Source organism: Pantoea sp. 1.19, from assembly GCF_001922585.1.
Taxonomy (GTDB): domain Bacteria; phylum Pseudomonadota; class Gammaproteobacteria; order Enterobacterales; family Enterobacteriaceae; genus 1-19.
This window is the reverse complement of the sequence record NZ_MRBS01000003.1, coordinates 264,350-291,327: the sequence shown is the minus strand read 5'-3', so window position 1 is coordinate 291,327 and position 26,978 is coordinate 264,350. Positions and strand designations below refer to the sequence as shown.

21 protein-coding genes are annotated in these 26,978 nt (G+C 61.5%); 7 read left to right on the top strand and 14 right to left on the bottom strand.

The genetic code is table 11. The annotated features are described in order from the left end of the window. Window positions 1-68 precede the first annotated feature (68 nt). Window positions 69-1,451: an ATP-dependent RNA helicase DbpA gene (gene dbpA, locus BS626_RS08020; protein WP_075181854.1), complete on the top strand. Its 1,383-nt coding sequence runs from the start codon at window positions 69-71 to the stop codon at window positions 1,449-1,451. Here dbpA and BS626_RS08015 read toward each other — a convergent pair. Further along, window positions 1,448-1,735, bottom strand: coding sequence for a putative quinol monooxygenase (locus BS626_RS08015; protein ID WP_075181853.1), 288 nt, complete (start codon window positions 1,733-1,735; stop codon window positions 1,448-1,450). The two genes, dbpA and BS626_RS08015, sit on opposite strands and share 4 nt — an antisense overlap. 225 nt (window positions 1,736-1,960) lie before the next feature. Here BS626_RS08015 and BS626_RS08010 point away from each other — a divergent pair, with 225 nt between their 5' ends. After that, window positions 1,961-2,221, top strand: a complete 261-nt coding sequence (locus BS626_RS08010) for a DUF333 domain-containing protein (protein ID WP_075181852.1) — start codon at window positions 1,961-1,963, stop codon at window positions 2,219-2,221. A 20-nt stretch (window positions 2,222-2,241) separates the two neighbouring features. On the opposite strand, the gene BS626_RS08005 is transcribed toward BS626_RS08010, so the two are convergent. After that, the gene (locus BS626_RS08005) at window positions 2,242-3,234 is read right to left on the bottom strand and encodes a 2-hydroxyacid dehydrogenase (protein WP_075181851.1); all 993 of its coding nucleotides are present in this window, start codon (window positions 3,232-3,234) and stop codon (window positions 2,242-2,244) included. A gap of 165 nt (window positions 3,235-3,399) precedes the next feature. Between BS626_RS08005 and BS626_RS08000 the strand changes: the two genes are divergently transcribed. The 3 genes from BS626_RS08000 to BS626_RS07990 are packed head-to-tail and all read left to right on the top strand — an operon-like array spanning window position 3,400 to window position 6,570. Further along, window positions 3,400-6,030 carry a YdbH family protein gene (locus tag BS626_RS08000; RefSeq protein WP_075181850.1) on the top strand — a complete coding sequence of 877 codons (2,631 nt, stop codon included), beginning with the start codon at window positions 3,400-3,402 and terminating at the stop codon, window positions 6,028-6,030. Then, on the top strand, window positions 6,014-6,211 hold the full coding sequence (locus BS626_RS07995; RefSeq protein ID WP_075181849.1) for a YnbE family lipoprotein: 198 nt from the start codon (window positions 6,014-6,016) through the stop codon (window positions 6,209-6,211). The genes BS626_RS08000 and BS626_RS07995 overlap by 17 nt, the downstream gene beginning before the upstream one ends. Further along, entirely contained in the window at window positions 6,211-6,570 is a 360-nt protein-coding gene (locus BS626_RS07990; protein WP_075181848.1) for a YdbL family protein, read from the top strand. Before BS626_RS07995 ends, BS626_RS07990 begins: the two co-directional genes overlap by 1 nt. A gap of 15 nt (window positions 6,571-6,585) precedes the next feature. Here BS626_RS07990 and BS626_RS07985 read toward each other — a convergent pair whose 3' ends face one another. Continuing rightward, window positions 6,586-7,185, bottom strand: a complete 600-nt coding sequence (locus BS626_RS07985) for an FMN-dependent NADH-azoreductase (RefSeq protein ID WP_075181847.1) — start codon at window positions 7,183-7,185, stop codon at window positions 6,586-6,588. Window positions 7,186-7,407: 222 nt separating this feature from the next. On the opposite strand from BS626_RS07985, the gene hrpA reads away from it, so the two are divergent. Beyond that, complete coding sequence (hrpA, locus tag BS626_RS07980; protein WP_075181846.1) at window positions 7,408-11,301, top strand: ATP-dependent RNA helicase HrpA; 3,894 nt, start codon at window positions 7,408-7,410, stop codon at window positions 11,299-11,301. Window positions 11,302-11,352: 51 nt separating this feature from the next. Here hrpA and BS626_RS07975 read toward each other — a convergent pair whose 3' ends face one another. The 5 genes from BS626_RS07975 to rstA form a co-directional block, all read right to left on the bottom strand. Further along, window positions 11,353-12,156 (bottom strand): serine protease, encoded by an 804-nt coding sequence (locus BS626_RS07975; RefSeq protein WP_075181845.1) that lies wholly within the window; start codon window positions 12,154-12,156, stop codon window positions 11,353-11,355. 268 nt (window positions 12,157-12,424) lie between these two features. After that, a complete protein-coding gene (gene asr / locus BS626_RS07970) occupies window positions 12,425-12,937 on the bottom strand; it encodes an acid resistance repetitive basic protein Asr (RefSeq protein ID WP_075181844.1) in 513 nt (170 codons plus the stop codon). A gap of 160 nt (window positions 12,938-13,097) precedes the next feature. Further along, window positions 13,098-14,582 carry a carboxypeptidase M32 gene (locus BS626_RS07965; protein WP_075181843.1) on the bottom strand — a complete coding sequence of 495 codons (1,485 nt, stop codon included), beginning with the start codon at window positions 14,580-14,582 and terminating at the stop codon, window positions 13,098-13,100. A gap of 22 nt (window positions 14,583-14,604) precedes the next feature. After that, window positions 14,605-15,903: a two-component system sensor histidine kinase RstB gene (rstB, locus tag BS626_RS07960; RefSeq protein WP_075181842.1), complete on the bottom strand. Its 1,299-nt coding sequence runs from the start codon at window positions 15,901-15,903 to the stop codon at window positions 14,605-14,607. Further along, entirely contained in the window at window positions 15,900-16,631 is a 732-nt protein-coding gene (gene rstA, locus BS626_RS07955) for a two-component system response regulator RstA (protein ID WP_075181841.1), read from the bottom strand. The genes rstB and rstA overlap by 4 nt, the downstream gene beginning before the upstream one ends. Window positions 16,632-16,845: 214 nt before the next feature. Here rstA and BS626_RS07950 point away from each other — a divergent pair, with 214 nt between their 5' ends. Continuing rightward, window positions 16,846-17,193, top strand: a complete 348-nt coding sequence (locus BS626_RS07950; protein ID WP_139308802.1) for a hypothetical protein — start codon at window positions 16,846-16,848, stop codon at window positions 17,191-17,193. Window positions 17,194-17,221: 28 nt separating this feature from the next. Here the strand turns inward: BS626_RS07950 and BS626_RS07945 are convergent, their stop codons facing one another. The 6 genes from BS626_RS07945 to ydgH all read right to left on the bottom strand — a co-directional run bounded on the left by BS626_RS07945 (window position 17,222) and on the right by ydgH (window position 26,757). Next, window positions 17,222-19,042 carry an ATP phosphoribosyltransferase regulatory subunit gene (locus tag BS626_RS07945; protein ID WP_075181839.1) on the bottom strand — a complete coding sequence of 607 codons (1,821 nt, stop codon included), beginning with the start codon at window positions 19,040-19,042 and terminating at the stop codon, window positions 17,222-17,224. 83 nt (window positions 19,043-19,125) lie between these two features. Next, entirely contained in the window at window positions 19,126-20,394 is a 1,269-nt protein-coding gene (gene hisS, locus BS626_RS07940; RefSeq protein ID WP_075181838.1) for a histidine--tRNA ligase, read from the bottom strand. A gap of 135 nt (window positions 20,395-20,529) precedes the next feature. Further along, window positions 20,530-21,666: a histidine decarboxylase gene (locus BS626_RS07935; protein ID WP_075181837.1), complete on the bottom strand. Its 1,137-nt coding sequence runs from the start codon at window positions 21,664-21,666 to the stop codon at window positions 20,530-20,532. Window positions 21,667-21,703: 37 nt separating this feature from the next. Beyond that, a complete protein-coding gene (gene hdcC / locus BS626_RS07930) occupies window positions 21,704-23,050 on the bottom strand; it encodes a histidine-histamine antiporter (RefSeq protein WP_075181836.1) in 1,347 nt (448 codons plus the stop codon). Window positions 23,051-24,209: 1,159 nt separating this feature from the next. Next, window positions 24,210-25,604, bottom strand: a complete 1,395-nt coding sequence (locus tag BS626_RS07925; protein ID WP_075181835.1) for an amino acid permease — start codon at window positions 25,602-25,604, stop codon at window positions 24,210-24,212. Between the two features lie 196 nt (window positions 25,605-25,800). Further along, the gene (ydgH, locus tag BS626_RS07920) at window positions 25,801-26,757 is read right to left on the bottom strand and encodes a DUF1471 family protein YdgH (protein ID WP_075181834.1); all 957 of its coding nucleotides are present in this window, start codon (window positions 26,755-26,757) and stop codon (window positions 25,801-25,803) included. Between the last annotated feature and the right edge of the window lie 221 nt (window positions 26,758-26,978).

The following is a 26,978-nucleotide window of genomic DNA, read 5'->3' as shown; positions in this document are numbered from 1 at the left end:
GGCGAATTCAGGCGGGCTTTCTGATACACTCGCCGCTTCATTGACTTTTTGATCGTACAGAGACCCCCGTGAGCGCATTTTCTTCCCTTAACGCTTTATCCGCCGCCCAGCTGTCTAACCTCGACGCGATGGGCTATCACGCCATGACGCCGGTGCAGGCGGCCTCGCTGCCGGCCATTCTTGCCGGGCAGGACGTGCGCGCTCAGGCGCAGACCGGTAGCGGCAAAACCGCCGCCTTTGGCTTAGGGGTGGTCGAGCGGCTGGACGCCAGCCGCTATGAAACCCAGGCGCTGGTCCTCTGCCCGACTCGCGAGCTGGCGGACCAGGTTGCGCAGGAGCTGCGTAAGCTGGCGCGCGCCATCGCCAACGTCAAAATTCTGACCCTGTGCGGCGGGCAACCGATGGCCGCACAGCGCGATTCGCTGGCCCATGCGCCGCACGTGGTGGTGGGCACACCGGGACGCATTTTGGATCACCTGAAACGGCAGACGCTGACGCTGTCGGCGCTGCGCACGCTGGTACTGGATGAAGCCGATCGCATGCTGGAAATGGGCTTTCGCGATGACATAGATACGCTGGTCGCCGCGCTGCCGGCGCGCCGGCAAACCCTGCTGTTCTCTGCCACCTGGCCAGAAGCCATCGTGTCGCTCAGCCAGCGCTATCAGCGCGAGCCGCTGGCGGTGGAGATGGGCGATGTCAGCAGCCTGCCGGCTATCGATCAGCATTTTTATGAGGTGGATGCCGGGCAGAAAATGCGCGCGCTGGCCGGTTTACTGAGCCGCCAGCAGCCGCAGGCCTGCGTGGTGTTCTGCAATACCCGCCGCGAATGTGATGAGGTGACCGCCGCGCTTAGCGACGCCGGGATCAGCGCGCTGTCGCTGCATGGCGATCACGAACAGCGCGATCGCGATCGGGTCATGATTCGCTTTGCTCAGGGGAGCTGCCGGGTACTGGTAGCGACCGATGTCGCCGCCCGCGGTCTGGATATCAAGGGGCTGCCGCTGGTGGTGAACCTGGCGCTGGCCTGGGATCCGGAGGTGCACGTGCACCGCATTGGTCGCACCGCCCGCGCCGGTCAGCAGGGAATTGCGGTTAGCTTTGTGGCGCCGGCAGAGATGCCACGCGCCCACGCGCTGGAGCATTTCTTCGGGGCGACGCTGGCCTGGCGCGACGCGCCGCCGCTGCTCACGCAGCCGGTCAAGCCGCTGAGCGCGGAGATGGCCACCCTGTGCATTGACGGCGGGCGTAAGGCGAAGATTCGGCCGGGGGATATTCTCGGCGCGCTCACGGCGGAAGGGGGACTGCATGGGGACGACGTGGGTAAAATCAGCCTGACGCCTACCCACGCCTACGTGGCGGTGAAACAGGGGGCGGTGCGTCAGGCGCTGAAGCAGCTGCAGCAGGGGAAAATTAAAGGTAAATCCTGCCGCGTGTGCTGGCTACAGCACTAAATTTTGGTGATCTCCGGTGCCTGCGCCAGCAGCGGGCCGGCCTGTTCAAGCAGCGTCTGGAAATGGGCGCTGCGCTCATGTTCATCAATCGCCGCCCCGTTCTGCCAGCGCTCGTGGAACAAAAAGGTTTCCTGATCTTCCACGCTGCGATACAGATCGTAGTGAATGTTGCCCGCTTCGCGACGGCTGGGTTCAATGCACTGGCTCAGCACGCGCTTCAGCGCCTCGGCCTGGCCCGGTTTTGCCACCATTTTGGCCACCACTAGCAGGGTTGTCTCGCTCATTAACGCTCTCCTTCTGTGCAGATTGCTCAACATTGAGCAAGAAGAGAGTGTGGCACGGATTTGCCGCCGTCGTTTAACCGCAGGTGAGGTTTTGCGGCGCGGCGAGAAGGGAGAATGACAGGGCACGCAGGCGATTGGGTAAAAAATCCTTACGGCACTCGACCTTTCCCGTCGGGTCCATTATGCTGACAACGCCATTGCCATCATATTTCCCGGAGCCAGTCAATGAGAGTTGCGACCATTTTTCTGTTCGCTGCCCTGCTGAGCGCGTGCAGCAGCAGCAATGAACCGCCCCAGCAGGCCACGGCGGCGCACGTTCCGATGCACGTGTCCATGTCTGCATTTGCCACCGAGGCCTGTAGCGGCGCGGGCGGCACCCTTGCGCTGTCGCGACAGCTCGACGGCAGCGCGGCCGGCATGTGTCAGTTGGCGAACGGTCGCCGCTGCTCCGAGTCGGCGCTGATGTCCGGCGGCTGCGCCCGCTAACGCGGACGCCGCGCGCAGGTTCAGGGATGCAGCTGGTTGGGACAGGGCTGGCCATCGGCCAGCTGCTGCAGGTTATTCAGGGTCACTTCGGCGATACTGGTTAGCGCATCCGAGGTCAGGAACGCCTGATGGCCAGTAAACAGCACGTTATGGCAGGCTGACAGGCGGCGGAATACGTCGTCCTGAATCACATCGTTGGATTTGTCAGCAAAAAACAGTTCGCGCTCGTTTTCATACACGTCCATCCCCAGCGAGCCGATTTTCTGCTGCTTAAGCGCGTCAATCGCCGCCTGCGAGTCAATTAACCCGCCGCGGCTGGTATTGATCACCATCACGCCATCTTTCATCTGCGCAAAGGCCGCCGCGTTCAGCAGATGATGGTTCTCCGCGGTCAGCGGGCAGTGCAGAGTAATCACATCCGACTCGCGGTAGAGCGTCGGCAAATCGACATACTCTGCGCCCAGCGCCAGCGCCGCCTCGCTCTGCCAGGGATCGTATGCCAGCAGGCGCATACCAAAACCGCGTAAAATACGCAGCGTGGCCACGCCAATTTTACCGGTACCAATCACTCCGGCAGTGCGGCCGTGCATGTTAAAGCCGGTCAGGCCCTCCAGCGAAAAGTTGGCGTCGCGGGTGCGCTGATACGCACGGTGAATGCGACGATTCAGGGTCATCATCAGGCCGACGGTATGTTCTGCCACGGCTTCCGGCGAATAGGCGGGCACGCGCACCACCTGCAGCCCCAGCGCTTCAGCGGCGTTCAAATCGACGTTGTTAAAGCCGGCGCAGCGCAGGGCGATATATTTCACGCCGGCTTTCGCCAGCGCTTCCAGTACCGGACGGCTGCCATCATCGTTGACGAAAATACAGACCGCATCGGCACCTTCAGCGGTTTTAGCGGTATGGGCATCCAGCAAAAAATCAAAATAACGCAGTGCAAAACCGTATTGGGCATTCACCTTGTCCAGCCAGGTCCGGTCATACTGGCGGGTACTGTAAACGGCAATGTTCATGACCACTCTCCTGATGTTTCCATGTGCGCTACAGCATAGCATGGTCGCGCTCCTGTCAGCGGCTAAACCGCATGGCCGTTGCCGGAAAGGGAAATTCTTCACCCCGGGCGGCTCTTCTGCCATCATTACGCCATACCATCAAGGAATCATTGTGTTGTGAAAAGCATGAGCCAGGGAGTGAAAATCTGTATCGCCGCGCTGCTGGCGCTCATTCTGCTGTTGCTGGGGCTGGCGCTGACCGTCACCCAGTGGCTGCCGCGGGTGGCGGGGATATGGCTGCCGGACAAGACCACCATTGCCCTGGCGGCCAACCCCCGCTGGCACCACGGTGCGCTGCTGTTTCCTGATTTACGCTACCTCGCCGGCGACTGTACGCTGGCGACGGTGCGCGACGCCCGTCTCGCTTACCGCGATGGTCGCTGGCAGCTCCGCGCCGCCGCCCTGGATATCGACAGCGGCTGCTTTAGCGCACTGCCCGGCGCTGACAATCCGGCGGCTCCCACCGCACTGGCGGAGTGGCAGCGGCGCCTGCCGCGCTCGACGGTGCATATCGATCGGCTTACGATCTCCCCCTGGCAGGCCTGGTCCGGCGCGCTATCGTTGACGCTCTCTCCGGTGGCGCAGCGGCTGACATGGCAGGGAGAGACGCTTCGCGCGAGCGCCGATCTGCGCGGTCAGCAGCTGATGCTGCGTGAGCTGCGCTTTGAAAACGATGCCCTCAGTCAGCCGGTAACCCTCAGCGGCACGCTGACGCTGCCGCACTTTCCTGATGGGATCCCGGAAAGCGGGGCGCTGGAGGGCCATCTGTCGGTGGCCCAGGTGCCGGCACCGCTAACCCTGCACTTGCGCTGGCAGCAGCAGCGCGGCGAACTGCGCGTGGCGGGGGCCGGCCAGCCGGCGCCGCTGCTGATCCTGCCCTGGCAACTGACGCCGCGGCGGCTCACCCTGCATGACGGCGAGTGGCGCTGGCCCTGGGCCGCGCAGCCCCTGTCCGGCGGGCTGGCGCTGACCGTCGATGACTATCGCGACGGGCTGAGCGCGGCGGTGTTTCAGGGACGCCTGAACGTGCTGACCGCGGGGCGCGGTGGCAAAGGGAACGTTGTGCTGACGCTGGGGCCGGGCAAGCTGGACTGGCAGCACAGCGCGCTGCCGTTCCGGCTGACCGGCAGCAGTAAGCTGGCACAGCTGCTGTTTTTTGCCAGCCTGCCGGGAACGCTGGAGGGGCCGCTGCTCGATCCCCGTCTACGGATGGCGCCGGGAGCGCTGCTGCGCATGCGCGGGCGGCTGCTCTCTACGCTGGAGGTGGATGAAGCGCGCTGGCCACTGGCCGGCGTCACGCTCTCTCCCCGCGGGGTATCGGGTCGCCTGCAGGCGATCCTGAGAGCACATCATCCTGACAGCGGACGCTTTGTCCTGCACCTCGATGGCCGGGCCGAGGATTTTTGGCCCGATCGCGGCCGCTGGAGTTGGCGCTACTGGGGTAAGGGGTATTTGCAGCCGCTGTCGGCGCGCTGGGACATTGCCGGACGCGGCCGCTGGCAGGAGACGCTCATTGAGCTGTCGACGCTGTCAACCGGATTTGATCGTTTGCGCTATGGCCTCGCCGATATGGCCACGCCGCGCCTGACGCTCAGCCGGCCGTTGCGCTGGCAGCGCGATGCGGAACGGCCGCTGTTTGACGGCGGCGTGGTGCTGAACGCCCGCGAAACCCGGTTTACCCGCGGTGGCCATCTGCCGCCGTCGGTGCTGCGCGCGGAGCTGAACGGACGCAGTCCGGCGGATTTTCTCTGGCGCGGGGCGCTGCAGGCGCAGGCGATTGGCCCGGTACGGGTGCAGGGGCGCTGGGATGGCGTGCGCCTGCGCGGCCAGGCGTGGTGGCCGGAGCAGTCGCTGCGGGTATTTCAGCCGCTGATCAGCCCGTCGCTGAAGATGAGCCTGCAGGCGGGCAGCCTGCGCGCGCAGATGGCGTTCTCCGCCGCCAGCGGTCAGGGCTTTGCCGCCGGCGGGCACTGGGTGGTGAAGCAGGGGGCGATGCGTATGCCGGACAACCAAATCAGCGGCGTGGACTTTTCCCTGCCGTTTCGCCTGCAGGATAGCGAGTGGCAGTTGGGGACTCACGGCCCGGTGCAGCTGCGCATCGCGGCGATCGACAATCAGTTTGCTCTGCATAATATGACCGCGGATTTGCAGGGGCACTATCCGTGGCGAGCGCAGCAGCCGCTGACCCTCAGTAACGTCAGCGTCGATCTGCTTGGCGGTCAGCTGCGGCTGGACCGTCTGGAGATGCCCCAGCGGGCACCGGCGATGGTGCGTCTGCGGGGACTGGCGCTGGACAAGCTGCTGGCGGCGATTAAGGTCACGCAGTTCAGCCTGACCGGGCGGGTCAACGGCGCGCTGCCGCTGTGGCTAAACCATCCGGAATGGCTGGTACAGAACGGCTGGCTGGCCAACGACGGTCCGCTGACCCTGCGGATGGATAAGCAGGTGGCCGATGCGATCGCCGCTAATAACCTTGCCGCTGGCGCGGCGCTGGACTGGCTGCGGGATATGGTCATCACCCGCGCCTGGGCAACGCTGAATCTCGACACCGTGGGCCAGATGACGCTGCGCTCGGATGTGGAGGGCAGCAGCCACTTCAGCGATAAAAATCAGCGGGTTTCGCTGCACTATCACCAGCAGGAAAACCTGTTCCAGCTGTGGCGCAGCCTGCGCTTTGGCGACAATTTACAAAGCTGGGTGGAAGAGCATGCCACCTTGCCTGACCACAAGGACCCTCGCAATGCGCATCAACCCTAAGCTGACCTGGCTGCCGCTGAGTGCGGCCCTACTGCTGGCTGGCTGTATTCCGCGAATTGAAGTCGCGGCGCCGAAAGAGCCTATTACCATCAATATGAATGTGAAAATTGAGCATGAGATTCTCATCAAAGTGGACAAAGACGTGGAGGCGCTGCTGAAAAATCAGAGCGATCTGTTCTGATGCGGACGCGATGGCGGGCCGGCGCGCTGGCCCTGCTGCTGGTCAGCGGCCTGGCACAGGCGTTAACCCTCGATGAGGCGCGCCGGCAGGGGTTGGCGGGCGAAACGCTTGGCGGCTGGCTGGCCGTGCGGGTGCCGGGGATGGCGGTCGAGCGGTTGGTGGCGGAGATTAACGCCGGCCGGCATGCCGAATATGAGCGCATTGCGGCGGACAACCACCTGACCCGCGAAGCGGTTGCGCGAATCGCTGGACAAAAGCTGGTCGCGCGGGCGCCGGCAGGGGAATATGTGCAGGGTATTAACGGCCTCTGGCGGCAGAAGCGGGCCGCGCAGAGCGGGGCCGACGGTGCGGCCCCGTAGTTGCGGTCGGTAACCTTACGCTAGCGCCAGCTGCGCAATCGCGCTTTTGGCCTCCTGCTGCGCTTTGCTGGCCACGTCAGGGCCGTAGGCGATGCCTTCCGCGAAGACAAACTCCACGTCGGTCATGCCGAGGAAGCCGAGGAACAGCTTCAGGTAGGGGGTCAGCAGATCGCTCTGGGTATCTTTGTGTATTCCACCGCGGCTGGAGAGCACGATAACGCGTTTGCCGGTGACCAGGCCTTCCGGGCCCTGCTCGGTGTAGCGGAAAGTCACGCCGGCGCGAGCCACCAGGTCAAAATAGTTTTTCAGCTGCGTCGGAATGTTGAAGTTGTACATCGGCGCGGCAATCACCACCACGTCATGGGCGTTCAATTCGGCAATCAGCGTATCTGACAGCGCCAGCGCCTGCTGCTGACGGGGCGTAAGGGCCACCTCGGAAGGACGCAGGGCGCCGACCAGCTCGCCATCCAGCACCGGAATCGGATCGGCCGCCAGGTCGCGTACGGTGACGTTGTCGCCGTTCTGCTGCGCCTGAGCGATGTAGAAATCGGCCAGCTGGTTGGACTGCGAATAGTCGGCGAGGATACTGGATTTCAGCACGAGTACGTTGCGCATAATAGGGTCCTTTGATGTTTAACGGGAGCCGTGGCTCAATGTTGGACACTCTATTATTCAGACTACTGAATAGAAAGCTTAATATTTCGAGGCCGCTCTTCAAATTATTTGAACGATATTCCCGACCGCGTGGCCACCGCGAATTGTGATACACTTCACCGGTTTACCCGATCATTAATCCCAGAACCCTCCGTTCTGACGCGCACAACTGGAAGAGTCACCATGTCCGATATCGCCGCGACGCTACACGCCCTGTCTGCTCAACTTGATGAGGTTATGCTGCAGGACAGGCAGCGCCTGAAACGCCGTCTGCACGGCGCGAGGAAAGCGAAACATCCCGAGGCGCAGCAGGCCATCGCTGCGGAATTGACCCGGGAGATTGCTCTGGCGCAGCAGCGGCTGGCCGCGCGCCGCGCCGCCACGCCGCGCATCACCTTCCCCGAAGCGCTGCCGGTCAGCCAGAAGCAGCAGGCGATCGCCGAGGCGATCCGCGATAACCAGGTGGTGATTGTCGCCGGGGAGACCGGCTCCGGTAAAACCACCCAGCTCCCGAAAATCTGCCTGGCGCTGGGCCGCGGCGTGCGCGGTATGATTGGCCATACCCAGCCGCGTCGGCTGGCGGCCCGCACCGTGGCTAACCGCATTGCGGAGGAGCTGGATACCCCGACTGGCGGCTGCGTTGGCTACAAGGTGCGCTTTAACGATCAGGTCGGTGAAACCAGCCAGATTAAGCTGATGACCGACGGCATTCTGCTGGCGGAAATTCAGCAGGATCGGCTGCTGATGCAGTACGATACGCTGATCATCGATGAGGCGCATGAGCGCAGCCTGAATATCGACTTTTTACTCGGCTATCTGCGCGAGCTGCTGCCAAAGCGCCCCGATCTGAAAGTGATAATCACCTCGGCCACCATCGATCCGCAGCGATTCTCCCGCCACTTTCATCATGCCCCGGTGATTGAAGTCTCCGGGCGAACCTATCCGGTGGAGGTGCGCTACCGGCCGATCGTCGAGGAGGCCGACGATGGCGATCGCGATCAGCTGCAGGCAATCTTTGACGCGGTTGACGAGCTGAGTCAGGAGGGGCGCGGGGATATTCTGATCTTTATGAGCGGCGAGCGGGAGATTCGCGATACCGCCGATGCCCTGACGCGCCGCGATCTGCCGCACACCGAAATTTTACCGCTGTATGCCCGCCTTTCTAACGCCGAGCAGAATCGGGTATTCCAGTCGCACGCGGGACGACGGATTGTACTGGCGACCAACGTGGCAGAAACGTCACTGACCGTGCCGGGAATCAAATACGTCATTGATCCCGGCACCGCGCGCATTAGCCGCTATAGCTACCGTACTAAAGTGCAGCGCCTGCCCATTGAGCCAATTTCGCAGGCGTCGGCTAACCAGCGAAAAGGGCGGTGCGGTCGCGTCTCTGAAGGGATCTGCATCCGGCTTTACGCTGAGGAGGATTTTCTCAGCCGTCCGGCGTTTACCGATCCGGAAATTCTGCGCACCAACCTCGCCTCGGTCATTTTGCAGATGACCGCTCTCGGGCTGGGCGATATCGCGGCGTTTCCGTTTGTCGAGGCGCCGGATAAGCGCAACATTCAGGATGGCGTTCGCCTGCTGGAGGAATTAGGGGCGCTGACCCTCCAGGAGAACGGCCGCTATCAGCTCACCGCCAGCGGGCGTCAGCTGGCGCAGCTGCCGGTGGATCCGCGTCTGGCGCGGATGGTCCTGGCGGCACAACACACCGCCAGCGTGCGCGAGGTAATGATCATTGTTGCCGCGCTGTCTATTCAGGACCCGCGCGAGCGTCCGGCGGAGAAGCAGCAGGCCGCGGATGAAAAACATCGTCGCTTTGCCGACAAAGACTCCGATTTTATGGCGTTCGTCTCGATGTGGGACTACCTGCAGGCGCAGCAGAAAGCGCTCTCCGCCAGCCACTTTCGCCGCCTGTGTAAACAGGAGTTTCTCAACTACCTGCGGGTACGCGAGTGGCAGGATATCTACACTCAGCTGCGCCAGGTCGTCAAAGAGCTCGGGATCGCTATCAATAGCGTGCCCGGAGATTTTCGCGGTATCCACAGTGCGCTGCTGACCGGCCTGTTGTCACATATTGGCCAGAAAGATACCGATAAAAACGACTACAGCGGCGCGCGCAATGCCCGCTTTATGATTTTCCCGGGCTCCGGTCTGTTTAAGAAGCCGCCGAAGTGGACGATGGTAGCCGAGCTGGTAGAAACCAGCCGCCTGTGGGGCCGGGTAGCAGGGCGCATTGAGCCGGAATGGATAGAGCCGCTGGCGCAGCACCTGATCAAACGCAGCTACAGCGAACCCCACTGGGAAAAAAGCCAGGGCGCGGTAATGGCCAGTGAAAAGGTCACTCTGTACGGTCTGCCGATCGTCGCGGCGCGGAAGGTCAACTACGGCGCGATCGATCCGATACTCTCCCGCGAACTGTTTATTCGTCACGCGCTGGTCGAAGGCGAGTGGCAGAGCCGCCACGCTTTTTTTCGCGCCAATCAGAAGCTGCGCGCCGAGGTTGAGGAGCTGGAGCACAAATCGCGTCGCCGCGATATTCTGGTTGATGATGAGACGCTGTTTGCCTTCTACGACGCGCGTATCGGCGCCGGGGTGGTGTCGTCACGCCACTTTGATAGCTGGTGGAAAACGGCGGCGCAGCAGACGCCGGATCTGCTGAACTTTGAAAAAGCGATGCTGGTGAAAGAGGGCGCCGACGCGGTCAGCAAGCTCGATTTCCCCAACGTCTGGCATCAGGGTAACCTGAAGCTGAAACTGAGCTATCAGTTTGAGCCCGGTGCCGATGCCGATGGCGTGACGGTGCACGTTCCGCTGCCGCTGCTCAATCAGCTGAGCGACGCCGGCTTTGAGTGGCAAATTCCCGGCCTGCGCCGCGAACTGGTGATCGCGCTGATCAAATCCCTGCCAAAACCGCTGCGTCGTAACCTGGTCCCGGCGCCTAACTACGCCGAGGCGTTTTTGGCGCGGGTGACACCGCTGGAGCGGCCGCTGCTGGAGGCGCTGGAGCGCGAGTTCCGCCGGATGACCGGCGTGACGATTGACCGGGAGGCCTGGCAGTGGGATCAGGTACCCGATCATCTTAAAATCACCTTCCGCGTGCTGGATGAGCATAACCGGCCGCTGCGCGAGGGCAAACACCTCAGCGCCCTGCGCGAGGCGCTGAAAGGCAAAGTTCAGGAGACGCTCTCAACCGCCGCCGATGACGGCCTGACGCAGCGCGGACTCCATCTGTGGAGCTTCGGCGCGCTGCCGCAGCAGATTGAACAGCGGCGCGGTCACTACAGCGTGAAGGCGTGGCCGGCGCTGGTCGATGAGCAGGATAGCGTAGCTATTCAGCTGTTTGAGTCCGAACATGAGCAGCAAAAAGCGATGTGGCGCGGCGAACGTCGCCTGCTGCTGCTTAATGTCCCCTCGCCAATCAAGTATTTGCACGAAAAGCTGCCCAACAAAGCCAAGCTGGGTCTCTATTTCAACCCCTACGGCAAGGTAATGGACCTGATCGATGACTGCATTATGTGCGGCATGGATAAGCTGATGGCCGTACACGGCGGTCCGGTGTGGGATGCGCAGGGATTTGCCCGGCTGCAGGAGACGGTGCGCGCCGAACTGAACGATACGGTGGTCGACATTGCCCGCCAGGTTGAGCAAATCCTGACGCAGGCGTTTGCCATTAACAAGCGGCTGAAGGGGCGGGTGGACATGAGTATGGCGCTGGCGCTCTCAGATATAAAAGCGCAGCTCGCCGGATTGATTTATCGCGGGTTTGTCACCGGTAATGGCTATGCCCGGTTGGGCGATACCCTGCGCTATCTGCAGGCGATTGATCGCCGGCTGGAGAAGCTACCGGTGGATCCGCACAGCGATCGGGCGCGAATGCTAAAAGTCGAACAGGTACAGCAGGCCTGGCAGAGCTGGCTGAACAAGCTGCCGCCGGCGCGACGGGATGATGCGGATGTGCAGGCGGTTCGCTGGATGATTGAGGAGCTGAGGGTCAGCTATTTTGCCCAGCAGCTGGGTACGCCCTATCCGGTCTCGGATAAGCGGATTCTACAGACCCTCGAACAGCTCTCCTGAGGCGAAGCATCGGGTGGGGTAACCGGCCCGCACCCGTTAAAGCATCAGGCGCTACTGCGCCAGCTGCAGCAGCGCCTCGCGGAAGGCGGTCACCGCCACCGCGCGGTTATCGGCCCGATCGCGGTCTTTGGCCGCCGGCGCCGAGCTTTGCACCGCCACCAGCTGCCAGCCATCGGGAGTGCGTAGCAAGAGTGGCGATCCGCTGTCTCCCGGCAGGGTGTCGCACTGGTGCGACAGCACGGTTTTTTGCGCCCAGCCGGTAATCAGACAGTTGCTGTGGCTGAAGAGGGTATCCAGGTGATCTTCCGGGTAGCCGGCCTGCGTCACCCGGCGGCCGGCGGCCTTCAGCGCGGCGGTAAGCTCGCCCCGCGTGCCGCTAAACAGCGGAATCGGCGTAATGCCTGAGGGCGGATTATTCAGCACGATCAGACCAAAATCCCAGGGCGCCGCCGCCGCGGGAACAATCCATCCGTCGCCGTCCGGCTTCAGTTTTTTCCCCAGCGCCGGATCCACGCGCCCCTGAATATCGTGGATCTCGTAGCGCCAGCCGTGCGGCCCGGAGATAAAGCGCAGCGCAACCGGTGGATCTATCTTTCCCGGGGGCGTCAGCAGGCAGTGTCCCGCGGTGAGCGCCAGATGCTGAGAGATCAGCGTGGCGCTGCACAGGTTGCCGCTTTCGGTTTCCAGCTGCCCGATAGCCTCCCACGGCCAGCTGGCGGTATCGGTAATCGGCTGGCGATCGTCGTGGCCAAAAAACAGGGTGCGTATTTCTGTTGGAGAGGGGCCGTCGTCATCGGCATGGAGGCAAAAAGATAGTGATAAACAACCCAAAAACAGAACAGCCGGTATGCGCATAACTCTCTCAGCGGGCCAGGTGGAAGATGATCACGTAATTAGCATGGCTCTTAACTATAGCCGGAGTCAGGAAGAAAAGGGAGATTACGACGCAAAATCAGCGAGCTAACGCGCTACAGATAGAAACTGGCCGTCACCAGGGCGCACAGGATCATCACGGCCAGCAGAATCTCAAAACGGTAGCGTCGCAGCATGATGGCGGCTCCTGACAAAAACACCCGGCGCTAACCGGGTGTCGGGAACGAAGCAGATGTGATTCCGTGGGCGTTTATGCTGCCGGCTGGGCGGCTTTCTTGCTCACTTTTTTATGCATTTTTTTCGCGGCCTGGGCTTTCTGCGCGACTGGTTTCGCCGCTGCTTTGTGATGCACTTTCTTCGCGGCCTGGGCTTTCTGCGCGACCGGTTTCGCCGCTGCTTTGTGATGCACTTTCTTCGCGGCCTGCGCTTTCTGGGCGACCGGCTTCGCCGCTGCTTTATGATGCACTTTCTTTGCGGCCTGCGCTTTTTGCGCCGCCGGTTTCGCGCTGGCTTTATGCTGCTTTTTGGCCGCCTGCGCTTGCTGTGCTACTGGCTTGCTGGCCTTTTTATGGTGCTTTTTGGCCGCCTGCGCTTTTTGCGCTACGGTCGGGTGCTTCTTATGGTGCACCGTTTTGTGGCCGCCGGTTTTCGCCGGAGCGGTCGCGGTGGTGCTGGTGGCCGGTGCCGCGGTGGTTTCCGCCGCGAACGCCACGGAAGAGAGGCCCATTGCAGCGGCAACTACCAGAGTAAGTACTTTTTTCATTGATCAATCCTCAAGTGAGTGTCTGTTATGCAGCCCACTGCGGGGCCGGTGAACGTCACTTTACTCTGCGGCTTCAGCCACTTCAGTGAGTCATTGGTATCGGCGTGTAACCGAATGTACAAGGGCGCGGTGGGGCGCGGATGGCCCCACCGGTGGCGGATTAGCCGAGGTAGCGTTGTTCGAGATGGGTGCGGAACGCCTGCGGATTGAGGGGTTCGCCGCTGGCGCGCGCGATCAACTCCGCGGTAGAGAAGCGGCTGCCGTGCTGCCAGATAGTCTGGTACAGCCAGTCAAACAGCGGCTGCACATCCCCGGCGGCCAGCAGCGCCGGGAGCTGCGGCAGCGCGCGCGACATGGCCTGGAACAGCTGTGCCGCATACATCGCGCCGAGGGTATAGGTCGGAAAGTACCCAAAGGCGCCGTCGGTCCAGTGAATGTCCTGCATACAGCCGTTACGGTAATCACCGCGCGTATCCAGCCCGAGGTAAGCCTGCATTTTTTCCTGCCACAGTGCCGGAATATCGGCTACCTCGCACTCTCCCTCAATCAGCGCGCGCTCAATTTCATAGCGCAGGATCACGTGCGCCGGATAGCTGACTTCATCGGCATCCACGCGGATCAGGCCCGGCTGCACGCGCTGATTGAGCCGCACAAAGTTGTCGCGTTCAAGACCGGGACGATCGCCCAGATGGCGCTTCACCAGCGGCAGAATGAGCTCAAGAAACGGTTGACTGCGCCCCAGCTGCATCTCAAAAAACAGGCTTTGCGATTCGTGGATAGCGGTTGAACGCGCCAGCGCGACCGGCTGCCCGGCCCACTGCTGCGGCAGATTCTGTTCATAGCGAGCGTGGCCAGTCTCATGAATCACCCCCATCAGCGCGCTGATAAAATTGTGCTCATCATAGCGCGTGGTAATACGCACATCCTGCGGGACGCCGCCGCAGAAGGGATGGGCACTGACGTCGAGGCGCCCGGCGTTAAAGTCAAAGCCGAGGATTTTCATCACCGCCAGCCCCAGTTCGCGCTGGGCTTCGACGGGGAAGGGGCCTGCCGGTACCACCACCGGTTCGTCCGCCTGCTTCGCCACCACGCGCTGCAGTAAATCCGGTAGCCACTGTTTCAGCTCGCCAAAGGTGGCGTCCAGCTGGGCGCTGGTCATGCCGGGCTCATAGCGATCCAGCAGCGCGTCGTAGCGCGAGCAGCCCGCTGCCGCCGCGCGCAGCGCTGCCTCCTCGCGGCTGAGGCGCACCACGTCTTGCAAATGGTGGGCGAAACCCTGCCAGTCATTGGCCGGACGCTGGGTGCGCCAGGCGTGCTCGCAGCGCGCACCGGCCAGCGCCTTGGCTTCCACCAGCGACGACGGCAGCAGCGCCGCCTGCTGCCAGCTGCGCTGCATTTCCGTCAGGTTTGCCCGTTCGACGTCGTTGAGATCGGCCTCGCTCGCCTGCGCGAACAGCGCCGCAGTTTGCGGGGCGGTCAGCATCTCATGCTGCAGAACGCTCAGCTCCGCCAGCGCTTCGCCGCGCGCGGTGCTGCCGCCCTGCGGCATCATGGTTTGCATATCCCAGCCGGCAATGGCGGACAGGTGGCTGAAGCGAGACAGGCGCTGGAACAGCGCCGTGAGTTGTTGATAAGCCGTCGACATAGCATCTCCTTGAGCGAAAAAATCAGTGTGGCTGCGCCGGGGGATCGCCCGCCACTGGCCAGCTAAAGCGCAGTGCCGCGCCCCCCAGCGGGCTGGCATCGGCTGTAGCCTGTCCACCCATCGCCTGCGCTATCGACTGTACAATGGCCAACCCCAGCCCACAGCCGCCGGTGGCGCGATCGCGGCTGGGGTCGAGGCGGACAAAAGGTTCAAATATCTGTTCCCGCGACGTCGCCGGAATACCGGGGCCGTCATCCTCAACCTGCAAACAGGCGCGGGGCCCGTCCAGCCACAGGCTGACCCGCAGCCGCGCGCTGGCGTAGCGTAGAGCGTTATTCACCAGATTGTCCAGCACCCGCTCCATCAGGCGGGTATCCACCTCGCCGAACGTCTGGCCGGGCGGCATATCGCGTTCGATTTGGCAGCGCGGATTGACTGACTGAATATTGTCCAGCTTCTCATTCAGCCAGCGGGCCATATCCAGCCGCTCCTGATGCAGGCTGACCTGCGGACGGTCCAGCCGCGCGTAGGTGAGCAGCTCCTCGATCAGTCCCTCCAGCTGGCCGATGTCGCGGTTCAGCGCCGCGGCTTCCGCCGCGCTGAGGTGCTCGCTCATCTCCAGCCGGTAGCGCAGCCGCACCAGCGGCGTGCGCAGCTCATGCGCAATGCCATCGATCAGCTGCTTTTTACTGGCGACCAGCGTGTGAATGTTGTCGGCCATGTGGTTAAAGGCGATCCCCAGCCGCTGCAGGCTCGATCCATTATCAAAGTGGATACGCTCGTCGAGATGACCCTGGCCAAAGCGCTGTGCGGCGTGCTCCAGCCGCAGCATGTCCTGCCAGTGGGGGCGCATCCAGATAAAGACCGGCAGCGCCAGCGACAGGCCGATAAACGCCACAATCGCAATGTCCCACAGCCGCATCTCATGCAGAAAAAACAGATAGGGAATTGGACCGACCACCAGCACGTAGTGGCTGCGGGGAATATGCTGCAGGAAGCTGTATTGCGCGTCCTGAGCAACAATTTCACCGGCGCGCAGGCGGCGCATTTGCTCCGGATCGAGTTGGATTTTGCTCATCGGTTCGATATGCATCTTAAACGACAGATTCAAATCGAGGTTGTTGATGGTTTTGTTCCAGTCGCGCGGAGGGATTTCTCGCAGTTCGCTGCGGATCAGATACAGCGAACTCTTCATCAAATCGTCCATCGACTGACGGCCGGCGCGCTCGGCGGTAAACTTATAGACCAGCCCGACCAGCATCGCCATCACCAGAAAGCAGACAAACAGCAGCAGATAAAACTGGATAAACAGCTTTCTCATCGGCCGGTTTCCCAGGCGTGAGGAGCAAACAGATAGCCTTTATTGCGGATAGTTTTGATTCGCCAGGGCTCGGCGGCGTTGTCATGCAGCTTTTTACGTAGCCGGGAAATGGCGACGTCAATACTGCGATCCAGTCCGTCGTAGCTGACCCCGCGCAGGGTCTGCAGCAGCACATCGCGGTGAAGGATCTGCCCGGCGTGGGTGGCCAGCTCCCACAGCAAATCAAAATCCGCCGTCGACAGCGCGATGACCTCATCCGCCAGCACGACCCGGCGGTTGACCGGGTCGATGGTCAGCGCGCCAAAGGTGAGGGGGTTATGTGCGGTCAGCGATATCTCAGCGCCGGGCCCTGCGGGGACCAGCGGCCGTGCCGATTGACGTAAATGCAGGCGCAGGCGCGCCAGCAGCACCGCGGGCGGCGTAGTTTTTAAAATGTAATCCCGCGCGCCCATCTCCAGCGCCAGAATGTGATTCATGTCGCTGTCGAGCGAGGTGAGCAGGATCACCGGACCTTGCCAGCTCTGGCGCAAATCGCGGCAAAGGGTCATACCGTCCTTTCCGGGCAGCATGATGTCCAGCATGACCAGATCGGGATTTACCCGGGCAATGGTCTCTTCGGCGCGGTCGCCGCGTGACTCTACAATGACGTCAATATCATGCCGACGCAGGTAGGCGGCAATCAGCGCGCCGACATCGGGATCGTCTTCAACAAAAACCAGTGTATTCATAACGTCTGTGAACGGATGGTGCGTGCCTGCAGCATAGCGCGGGACAGCGGGAATACTAAACTTATCCTGCAAATTAATTGTCGCAAGGAGTATCAAGCAGGCAGAGTGTGTGGGTATACTTGCCGGGTCCGGGCTGAAGTGAAAGGAGCAGATTGACGTGGCGCATAACGAACGGTCGACGACGGAGCAATCAACAGTGGTTTGCCTGAACTACATGGATTTTCTGGCGGCAACCTGTAACAAACGTTGGAGTTTTGTTGATGCGATTTACGGCGTGATGCCAATCTTCGGTATGGTGACGAAGGGCTCCTCGCGCCGCCGGTGCGGTCCGGAACAGCTGAAAGAGCAGGCAATGCAGATTCTCTCTCCTCAGGTGAGTGATGCCATTAACCTGGCCCGCCTGATTGCGCTGGCCGCCGCGCAGCACATTACCCGTTTTGATATTTTACTGCCTTACCCCCTCTCCGATGAGCAGCTGCATGCGCTTCGCCAGGAGTATGCCCGCCCGGTGACCCTGACGCTGCATGAGGAGCGTCTGCAGGTTGAACTGCCCGCGCACTAAGCGGATGTCCCGTCGCCGCGCGCGGACTTTACGACGCCATCGCTTGCCCTAATCGTTCGCCGACCGCCGCCATGCTGACCGTCTGGCACTGCTGAGTGTGGGTATCATGCAGGGTGACGCTGCCCTCATCGTCCTCTATCACCAGAATAAAGCGCGCGCCCCGCCGCCGGGCATTTTTGAGACGTGTCACCGCCGGCAATCGGGAGCAATCGTTCATGATGCTGAGCTGCGAAAACTGCTGACGCAGGCGCCGCCCCAGCAGCAGCGCGTCCTCCGCCCCTCGCGGCTGGCCGGGCATGACCACTACGTCCACCTGCGACGGCATCCGGCCGGGCGACGGCTGCTGACTGACCAGCGCCATGACCGGTTCCAGTAGCAGCGCAAAGCCGCAGGCCGTGACCGGCTGCCGCAGGACCCGGCTGGCCCAGGCATCATAGCGTCCGCCGCGGCTGAGCACCTGCCCGGCGCCCGGCAGCGCGCTACGCCACTCAAACACCAGCTGGCAATACTCATTGCGGGGAAACAGCGTCCCGTCGTGTTGCCACCGCAGGCCCGCCCGGTCGAGCGCCTGCTGCAGGGTGCAGTAGCGCTGACGCGACGCCGACGAAAGCGCATCGTCGAGACGCGGCGCTCTGGCCGCCAGCCGCTGCAGCAAGATGTCATTATGATGAATGAGCCACTCCGGGTGGCGCGCCAGCCAGTGGCGCTGCTCGGGCGCCAGTAAATGGGCCAGCGGTCGGTAGTAGTCGCGCAGCGCCTGGCGAAAGGTGGACAGCGTCGCGGTGTCGCCGAGCATATTCAGGTGTAGCACGACCTGCCCCTTCAGCCCCAGCCGCTGAAAAAAGGCCCACTGCATGATCAGCTGTTCCAGTTCAATATCGATACCGGCCATGCCAAAGGCTTCGACGCCGATCTGGTGGTCTTGCTGCATCGGTACCTCACCGGCCGGCTGGCGAAACATCGCACCGGCGTACCATATCCGGCTCAGCGTTGGCGACCGCGGATTATCGGCCAGCAGGCGCAGGGAACCGCTGGTGCCATCGCCGCGCAGCGCCACGCCGCCGCGCACCGCCGCACCGCCGGGAGCAAACCGCGGCGCGCGCGCCAGCAGTGCCAGGCGGATCTGCTGATAGCCGCACTGACGTAAGCTGCGTTCGACCTGCCGCTCCAGCCAGGACCACTGTTCGACGGGGCGCGATTCCACTTTGCGCGGACGGCCACTGTGGCGGGTATGTAGCAGCCGCGCGAGACGTTCCTCCAGCTTGCGGCTCAGATCGGGGGTCGCCAGCAGGCAGTTTTGCTGCAGCGCGCGGCGGATCTGTGCCACCAGCGCCGGACTGATCGGCAAGTGGCAAAAGTCGTGAAACCGCGCTTCACGCTGCGCGGTAGAGTTCCCCAGCCTGAGCCAGGCCGGGTGCGCGACGATCTGATCGTCAGGCCTGTCGCCATCGCTATGGCATCCCTGCACGCCATCCTCTCCGCACTCGATAAAGCGTTTTACCGCCAGGAAATAGGCCTCCGGCTCCAGCGGGCTACACTGATAGCGGCTGCCCCACAGCGCGCCGTGCCGGCAGTAGCGCTGATTGTAGTAGGGCACGTAGCGTCGACCAAGGTGCTGGATAAACCGGCTGAGCGCCTGCTTATCGGGTGCGCTGACCAGCAGCAGGATGCGCGGCGGCGCCAGCGACCAGCTGTGCAGGGATAAGCCGTAACGCTGCGCCGCCTGCACCAGAAAGCGCTGGAATACCGGATAATCCTCACGCTGGCGAAACAGCGCCTCGCCGTTATGGCCGCTGAGCCTGGCCAGGTGGGGCATACCCGGGATAAATAATCGATTTTTCCTCGCCATGCTGATGCTTCTCTTATCACCGCTTATCTGAGACCGTCATGGTCCGGCAGCAGCGACGCGCGGCGGCGCCGTTGCCCATCGCGTCAGCGCGCATAGCGCTGCAGCCAGCCGATGAGATCCTGCTCGCTGACCTGCTGCTGCTGCGAAGCGACTAAATCCCAGAGCCGCAGGGCGCCATCGTTATTGATAGTAACGATCGCTTTACACTGGTGCTGGCGCGCCGTCTGGTGCTGGCGCTTAAGTTTGCCACCGCTGCAGTCGACCAGCACGCTCAGGCCAGCAATCCGCTGACGCAGCAGCTCCGCCAGCAGCTGTGCCTGCAGGCCTTCATCTTCGCGCTCGCGGGTGATCACCACATCAGGATGGAAGTGCCACAGCGGATTATCCTGCGTGCTGACGGTCTGAATCAGCAGCAGCAGCCGCTCAATGCCGATAGCAAAGCCGCAGGCCGGCAGCGGTTTTGGATTGAACAGCTCGGCCAGGCCATCGTAGCGACCGCCGCCGCACACCGTTCCCTGTGCGCCCAGCGCATCGGTCACCCATTCAAAAACGGTACGCGTGTAGTAATCGAGCCCGCGCACCAGCCGGGCGTTGAGCGTCCAGGGGATCCCCGCCCGGTCGAGCAGCGCACACACCGTCGCGAAGTGGTCGCGTGACGCCGGTTGCAGATGGTCAATTAGCCGGGGAGCCTGCTCTAACATCGGCTGCATCTCCGGATTTTTGCTGTCGAGAATGCGCAGCGGATTGTTTTCCAGCCGTTTCAGGCTGTCCTCATCCAGTACGTCGCGGTGGGCGGTAAACCAGGCCACCAGCGCCTCACGGTGGTCCCGGCGCTCATCCGGGGTGCCGAGGGAGTTGATCTCCAGCCGGACGTGATCGCTCAGCCCGAGCTGCTTAAATAAGTCGCTTATCATGAAGATCATCTCGGCATCAACGTCCGGTCCGGCCATGCCAAAGGCCTCTACGCCAAACTGAGTAAACTGGCGCAGCCGTCCCTTTTGCGGCCGCTCATAGCGGAACATCGGCCCCTGGTACCAGAGGCGCTGGGTGGTGTTGTAGCACAGATTATTTTCCAGTACCGCGCGCAGGCAGCCGCTGGTGCCCTCCGGCCGCAGCGTGATGTGCTCGCCGCTCTTGTCGCGAAAATCATACATCTCTTTGGCGACGATATCCGTCGCCTCACCGACGGCGCGCTGAAACAGCGCCACCGGTTCCAGCAGCGGCAGACGCATTTCCTGATAGCCATAGCGAAAAGTCAGGCGTCGAAAATGTCCTTCAAGCCACTGCCACATGGGCGTTTGTTCCGGTAGCACGTCCGCCATGCCGCGTATCGCTTTAAATCGATTACTCATACAGAATCCCTCCTGTCTGGCGCATCCTGACCGGTGCGGTTGGCCAGCGGTGCGCGGTAGCCAGCGCTGCGGGTGCAACGTGGCCTAATCTGGCGGGCAGGGGAAACCGCCCGCCGGGAGAAGCCGGATGGACTATCAGGCCGCGCGCTGGTTGAGATCGGCAATCACGTCATCAATCAGCGCATCGATCTGCGCGCTATCCAGGTGATGGGCGGTGGTAATCAGATGCGCCACGTCGCCGGAGGTGGCGAGACAATGTTTTTTCCACACCCACTCCGACGGGATCGGGAATACCACGGTGATGGAGTTCTTATGGCGCAGCGAACGGATACCGGCCGCGGTAAAGCGATCGACGGCATACTGCGCCATGGTCAGGCTGTGGCTGATGCGTCGACGCCACTCCGCATCGGTGTGGCTGCGCACCGCTGCCCACATCATCAGCGGCGTATGGCCGTTGCGCGAACCGGAGATGGTTTTATCGTGTGCCGAAATGTAGTCAATCTCGACGCTGATACGATCCACATTGCGCTTTTTGGCCACCACGATGCCGCAGGGGATCGGCGATCCAATCATTTTGTGGCCGGACACGCCGATGGAGTCAATGCCGTCGGCAAAGGTGAACGGCTGTGGATCATCAACAAACGGCAAAATCATGCCGCTGAGCGCCGCGTCGGCGTGCAGATAATACGCTTCGCGCGGGATACCCAGCGCGGCGATACGCCGCTGAATTTCCGCAATATCATCCACCGCGCCGCGCACCGTGGTGCCGATATTGGCAAAAATGATCGGGTGGCGTTCGCCAGAAGCGCGAATGTGGTGCTCCAGATCGTCGTAATCGATCTCGCCGCCAGGCTGTGAAGCCACCAGTTGTGATTTAATCCGCAGCAGCTTAACGATTTTTGCCACCGAATAGTGGGTATCCTGCGAGTAGTAAAGGGTGCCGTCCGGAAACAGTTCTCGTCCAAGATAGCAACCGAACATATTGCTCTCGGTGCCGCCGTTGGTCACGTATCCCCAGCTCTCGTCGACCGGTATTTTAAAGATGCCAGAAAACCACGCCATCACCTCTTTTTCGAATTCAAACGAATTAAGTAAATAATTACAGTACTCACCCCAGTCACCGCAATTATTAATTGAGAAGCGCAGAAAGCGCTCGAGCATGGTGTAATCGAAATCGGCTGACTCGGGGTAACCAATATTAAAATAGCGATTTTTAACGCAGTATGACCAAAAAGCATCCAGTTTGTTTTGGTCAGCTATCGATAAAGACATACTAAACTCCCTATTAATGTCGTGAAGAAAGGTGGAATTATTTTTCCAGGTACAGGATCTCCTCACCCTTTTTATTCCGTCCGGCGGCGACAAAGGAGAAGAGGGGAATAGTAACCATCATCATCACCGTGCCCCAGAAAATAGAATCGGTTCCGGAACCCAGCAGGGCAAAGATGCAGTAAATCATGCCAATCAGGGTTAAGACGCAATAAAACATGAAGCTGCGGCCGCGGTTGAGGCGCCTGGAGACCATAATGATCGGTAGCGCGATGATCGCGTACATATAAGGCAGCAGCGATGCAAATACCGACATTAAAATCACCACTTCAAACTGCTTCGCCAGGTTGGGCGACGCGGTCAGCATCAGCACCAGACTCATCAGAACGCCGGAGATAATCAGCCCTTTCATGGGCACATCGTTGCGGTTGGTTTTGGCAAAAATATGCGGAAACAGGCCCTGTTTGGCGCCGGCGCGCGGCCCCTCGGCCTGCAAAATCAGCCAGCCGGAAATCGAGCCAAAACAGGCGATGATGCTCAGCGCCGAGGCGATATTGCCGGCCAGATCGCCAAACATATAGCGTGCCGCATCCGCAAAGGGGGCCGCCGAGTTGACCAGCTCGCCGTGCGGTACCAGCCCCATGATGACGGTACAGCTGCCGACGTAGCAGACTGAGGCGATCAGCAAACCATACACCGTTGCGCGCGGCACGGTGCGCTCCGGCTGTTCCACCTGGCCTGTGGAAACGACGGCGGATTCGACGCCCAGAAACCCCCACAGCGCAATCGAGGCGGCGGAGACGATGGCCGCGCCGTCGCTGCGTCCGGTGCCGTTATACACTTCGGTAAACAGGTGGGGATCGAACCAAAACCAGCCGACAACGCCAACGCCCAGCACCACCACCAGCATGCAGCTGGCGGTAAATGACTGCGCCCGCCCGGCGGTTTTTGCTCCAAAACTGCCTAACAGGATAAAGGCCCAGAGGATAACAATGGCGGTGATACAGCCGTATACCGGGTTATGCAGCTGGGGAAAAAAGTAGCTGAGGTAACCCACTCCGGCAACCAGCAGGGCCACGTTGCCGATCCAGGCGCTGATCCAGTAGCAGACCGTGGTTTGGAAACCAATAAAGGGGCCGAAGGCATCGCTGGCATAGGCGACGATCCCCCCGGCGCGCGGAGTGATGAGACTGGTTTTGGCAAAAACCAGTGCCAGCGCGATCACGCCAATGATGGTAAATAGCCATCCCCATAAAGAGATATAGCCGACGCCGGCCAGGTTAGTCGGTAGCATAAATACGCCGGAACCCATCATATTTGAAGCGGTCACCAGCGTCAGGGCTGCCAACCCCATTTTGTGCGCGTTTCCTGCGCTTACTTTTCCCATTTGTCTCATCCTTTCGTCATGATTTAATGCCACGTGTGACTTGCGCTGAGACGATTGTTTCAGGATGGCGATGGCGAATAATGATCAATATCATTTTTCGACGTGTGAAGATAAAAACCGATCGGGAATCGAGTCGTTTTTTAAACACTCACCCGGTAATGCACTCTGTCCCCCTTTTTTCGAAAAGACCGGGGCTATGCTGATACGGCCGGATCGTTTATGGCGTGCCGCAGAGCTTTTGCGCGGGCAGCGGTGGGACGCGTCGCGATGAACGCCGGTATCCTGAGGCTCGCCGGCGCGGCGCGGTTGCTAAACCGGCGATACAGGCGCATATTGGCCAGCCGCCGCATGGGCATGTGCGTCTGCGGCACATGGCCTGTTCCACCACGCTGGAGATGTCTGTCGCCCCTGCATGATTGAGTGCGTCTGATTACCGAGCATGTAAACCGCATCTTATCTTATTGCTGACCGGCCTCCGGGACGGAATCCACCCGCTTTTTTAATGGGCCGATTCGGTTAAGCTGTCACCTGCTGCAGGCATCTCGCGTGCGGACAGTGCGCGGAGCCTGGCGGTTGGACGCGCCGCAGTGGCGATCGGCAGGATTACTGGATGGCCGTCGCCGGTGATATCAGGGGTTTTGGCCGTGGCTGACGAGGAGTGTCGCCTTCGGGCGACCAACCGGGCCGCGACGCCGCTCCTTTACGCTGCGGGGGCGCGTTCGCGTGTGAACCGTGGGGGAAGGCACCCTGCGCCCGCATCGTCAATGCCGCGGCGGGTGCTCCCCGCCGACGGGGCGGAGCCGCGCCGGTCTTATTGGGGGGAGCCGCCCGGGCAGGCCGGGCAGCGTAGCAAAGATCGGCATACCGCTCGCCCGCGGCCGGCGCGGTGGCGTAAAGGAGGGGGCAGCCCACGCCAGGCTCCGCCGCGGCTAATGCGCGGCGGCTAAGGGCACATCGTCACGAGAAGGGGGCTGTCCGCTGCCCGGGCAGGCGGCGATCGGAACCGGAGTGGGCCGGCCTGCGGATAGCGAGCGGGCCACTGCCTGTTACCTGAGGAGTGGCGCGGACGGGTTGCCGAGCTGCGCCGAAGGCAATCCTCACCACTCACGGGCGGCGGTGACACAATCTGCCTGCACCGCCTCCTTTCTGTGCGGCGGGATCACCCGTTGAGCAACACCTGCAGCGCCGGAAGGCTACCCGCCATCATCAGCACCACCACGCCTTTCTCCCAGCGCCGCAGCGTCGTAGCTGAGCGACCGCCGCGGCGGGCAAAAAGAAACAGCAGCAGGCCGGGCGCGTACAGTACCACCGACAGCAGCAGGTGCAGGGGACCGGAGGCATAGAGCAGCCACAGACCGTAGGCGCTGGCCCCGAGTCCAATCAGGCTCATGAGCGGCTGCTGTTTACCCCATACCAGCTTCAGCAGATAGGCCCCAACCAGCAGATACGGGACCAGGATCATCTCGGAGGCAATTGTCAGCAGGGTGCTGTAATCCGCACCGCTGATGCCAATCAGAATCAGACAGGCCTGGACGCTGCCGTTGGTTAACCACAGCGATGCCGAGGGGGCACCATGGCGATTTTGCCGCGCCAGGCTGCGCGGAAACGCCGCCTGCTGTGCGGCCATCCATGGCACTTCCGCCGCCATGATCGTCCAGCTCAGGTAGGCCCCGCAGACTGACACGACCAGCCCGATGGCAATGATTGCTTTGCCGCCGTGGGCAATCAGCCGGTCCATCACGCCGGCCATCGACGGATTGCGCATCTCCGCCAGCTCCGGACGGGCCACCACGCCCAGCGACAGCAGGGTAACCAGCAGGTAGACCGTCAGCGCCGCCACGACCGCCAGCACGGTAGCCCGGCCAACATCGCGCTTGTGGCGCGCGCGGGAGGAGACCACCACGGCCCCCTCAACGCCAATAAACACCCACAGGGTGATCAGCATGGTATTTTTCACCTGCTCCCACACCGGTACGCCGAGCGCCACGCCGCTGAAGTCCAGGCGAAAGCGATCGAGGTTAAACGCCAGCGCCGCCAGCACCACAAACAGCGCCAGCGGCAGGAGTTTACCCAGCGTGGCCACCAGGTTAATCGCCGCGGCGGTTTGTACGCCGCGCAGCACCATAAAATGCACCAGCCACAGCAGCACCGAGGCGCCAACCATTGCCTGCCAGGTGTTGCCATCGCCAAAAATGACCCGATCCGGCGAGTCAGTGAACAGGCTGAGGGCCGAAAAGACAATCACTAAATAGGAGACGTTCGCGATCACCGCGCACAGCCAGTAGCCCCACGCGGAACAAAAGCCGGTTAACTCGCCGAAACCCTCGCGGGCGTAGGTAAAGATCCCGCCATCGAGGTCGGGTTTCAGCCGGGTAAGCAGCAGCATCGCCAGCGCCAGGAACAGGATCCCCACGCCGGTGATTGCCCAGCCTGTCAGCAGCGCAGCCGGACTGGCCACGGCGGCCATGTTCTGCGGCAGGCTGAACACGCCCGCGCCTAACATTGAGCTGAGTACCAGCGCCGTCAGAGCAGCGAGACCTAACTTTTTATCCAATCTTTCCACCGTTTACAGAGTTTACTGCTGTTGATAACGCCAGGTCTGGCGTAAATGTCGAAAAAAGAGGCAAAGCGCAGGGCGTCTGCCAATGAGGCAGGCGATTTTACGGAGAGTAAACCGCGGTTGCAATGCGTAACTATGCAAAAAGCGGCTGGAATGATGCAAAACGGGGCGCGGGGCGCCCCGGCAGGGATTATTTAAACAGATCGGCGCTGACGGTGAGGTTACCGCCGCTCTGGTTCTGCCACTGGCGGGTGATGTGGTAGAACTTAGCGCCTTTTGCCGCAGCGCGCTTGGCGACCTGCTCGGAAACTTCCGTCGGTGAGCCAAAGTGACCGGTAAATGTCACGCTGTCAAACGGCTGCATCAGGGCGGCGGCGGTGTTGTTCAACTCCTGAACCTTGCTGCCGTCCATCGTGGTGACGGTGTAACGTTTTCCGGTTGAGGACTGGGTTTCAAAGAAGCGTCCGACCTCGCGGCTCGGTGAGCTGGAAGAGGCGACGCCCGGGATCTCTACGCGCGCCGCGGCGGCACCGCCGGCAGCCAGAGCGGCTTTACCGGCTTCGGAGTCGGCTGGGATCACCGCATCTTCTTTCTGAATGACCCGCTTCGGCGCATCGGCCTTGTAAACGTAGGCGGTAATGTACTGATTGCCCCCGTTGTTGGCGTCCACCTGACGCACGATATAAAACGCCGCGGCGCCTTTATCTTTCGCCGCTTTTGCAATTGCGGTGTTCACGTCGGGCTGGCTGCGATAAAAACCGCTCACCGATACGGTGTCATACGGCTCCAGCTGAATAGCCTCTTTTTTCGGCAGTTCGCGCACGCCTTCAAAGGTACGGTAGTGAGTAGCGGTATCGGCCGGTGCCGCGTCGGCGCGATACAGATCGGCCACGACGCGCCAGTTGCCGCCGTTACCGTTGGTGTCACTGCTGCTCAGCACGTAGAAAGAGGCGGCGCCTTTCTCATCCGCGCGGCGTGAGGCTTCACTGACGGCATCGCCAATAGCATTGAAGCGGCCGGTGAAAGCAATCCGTTCAAAAGGTTTCAGGCTGGCTGCTTGTTGTGGCGTCAGTTCCTGGGCAGCCTGCACGGAAAGGGAAGTCAGGGAGAACAGGGCAGATGCCAGGAGGCAGTACTTAAGCTTCATAAAAAATAATCCTTCGCCTTGCGCAAATTGAGTGTACGAAAACGTGCTGGACCGTTGATTAGGCGTCGATTATTGCATGTAACCCGGCTGCTGTCTCAGCCATTTTCGGTCTGGCGATCACGCTTTCTTACGCGCGACGGATGAGAGATCAGGATAAAACGTAAAAACCGCGCTATCGCATTCTCTTTATTGGCATGAACCCTGATTAGCCGGGCTTATTA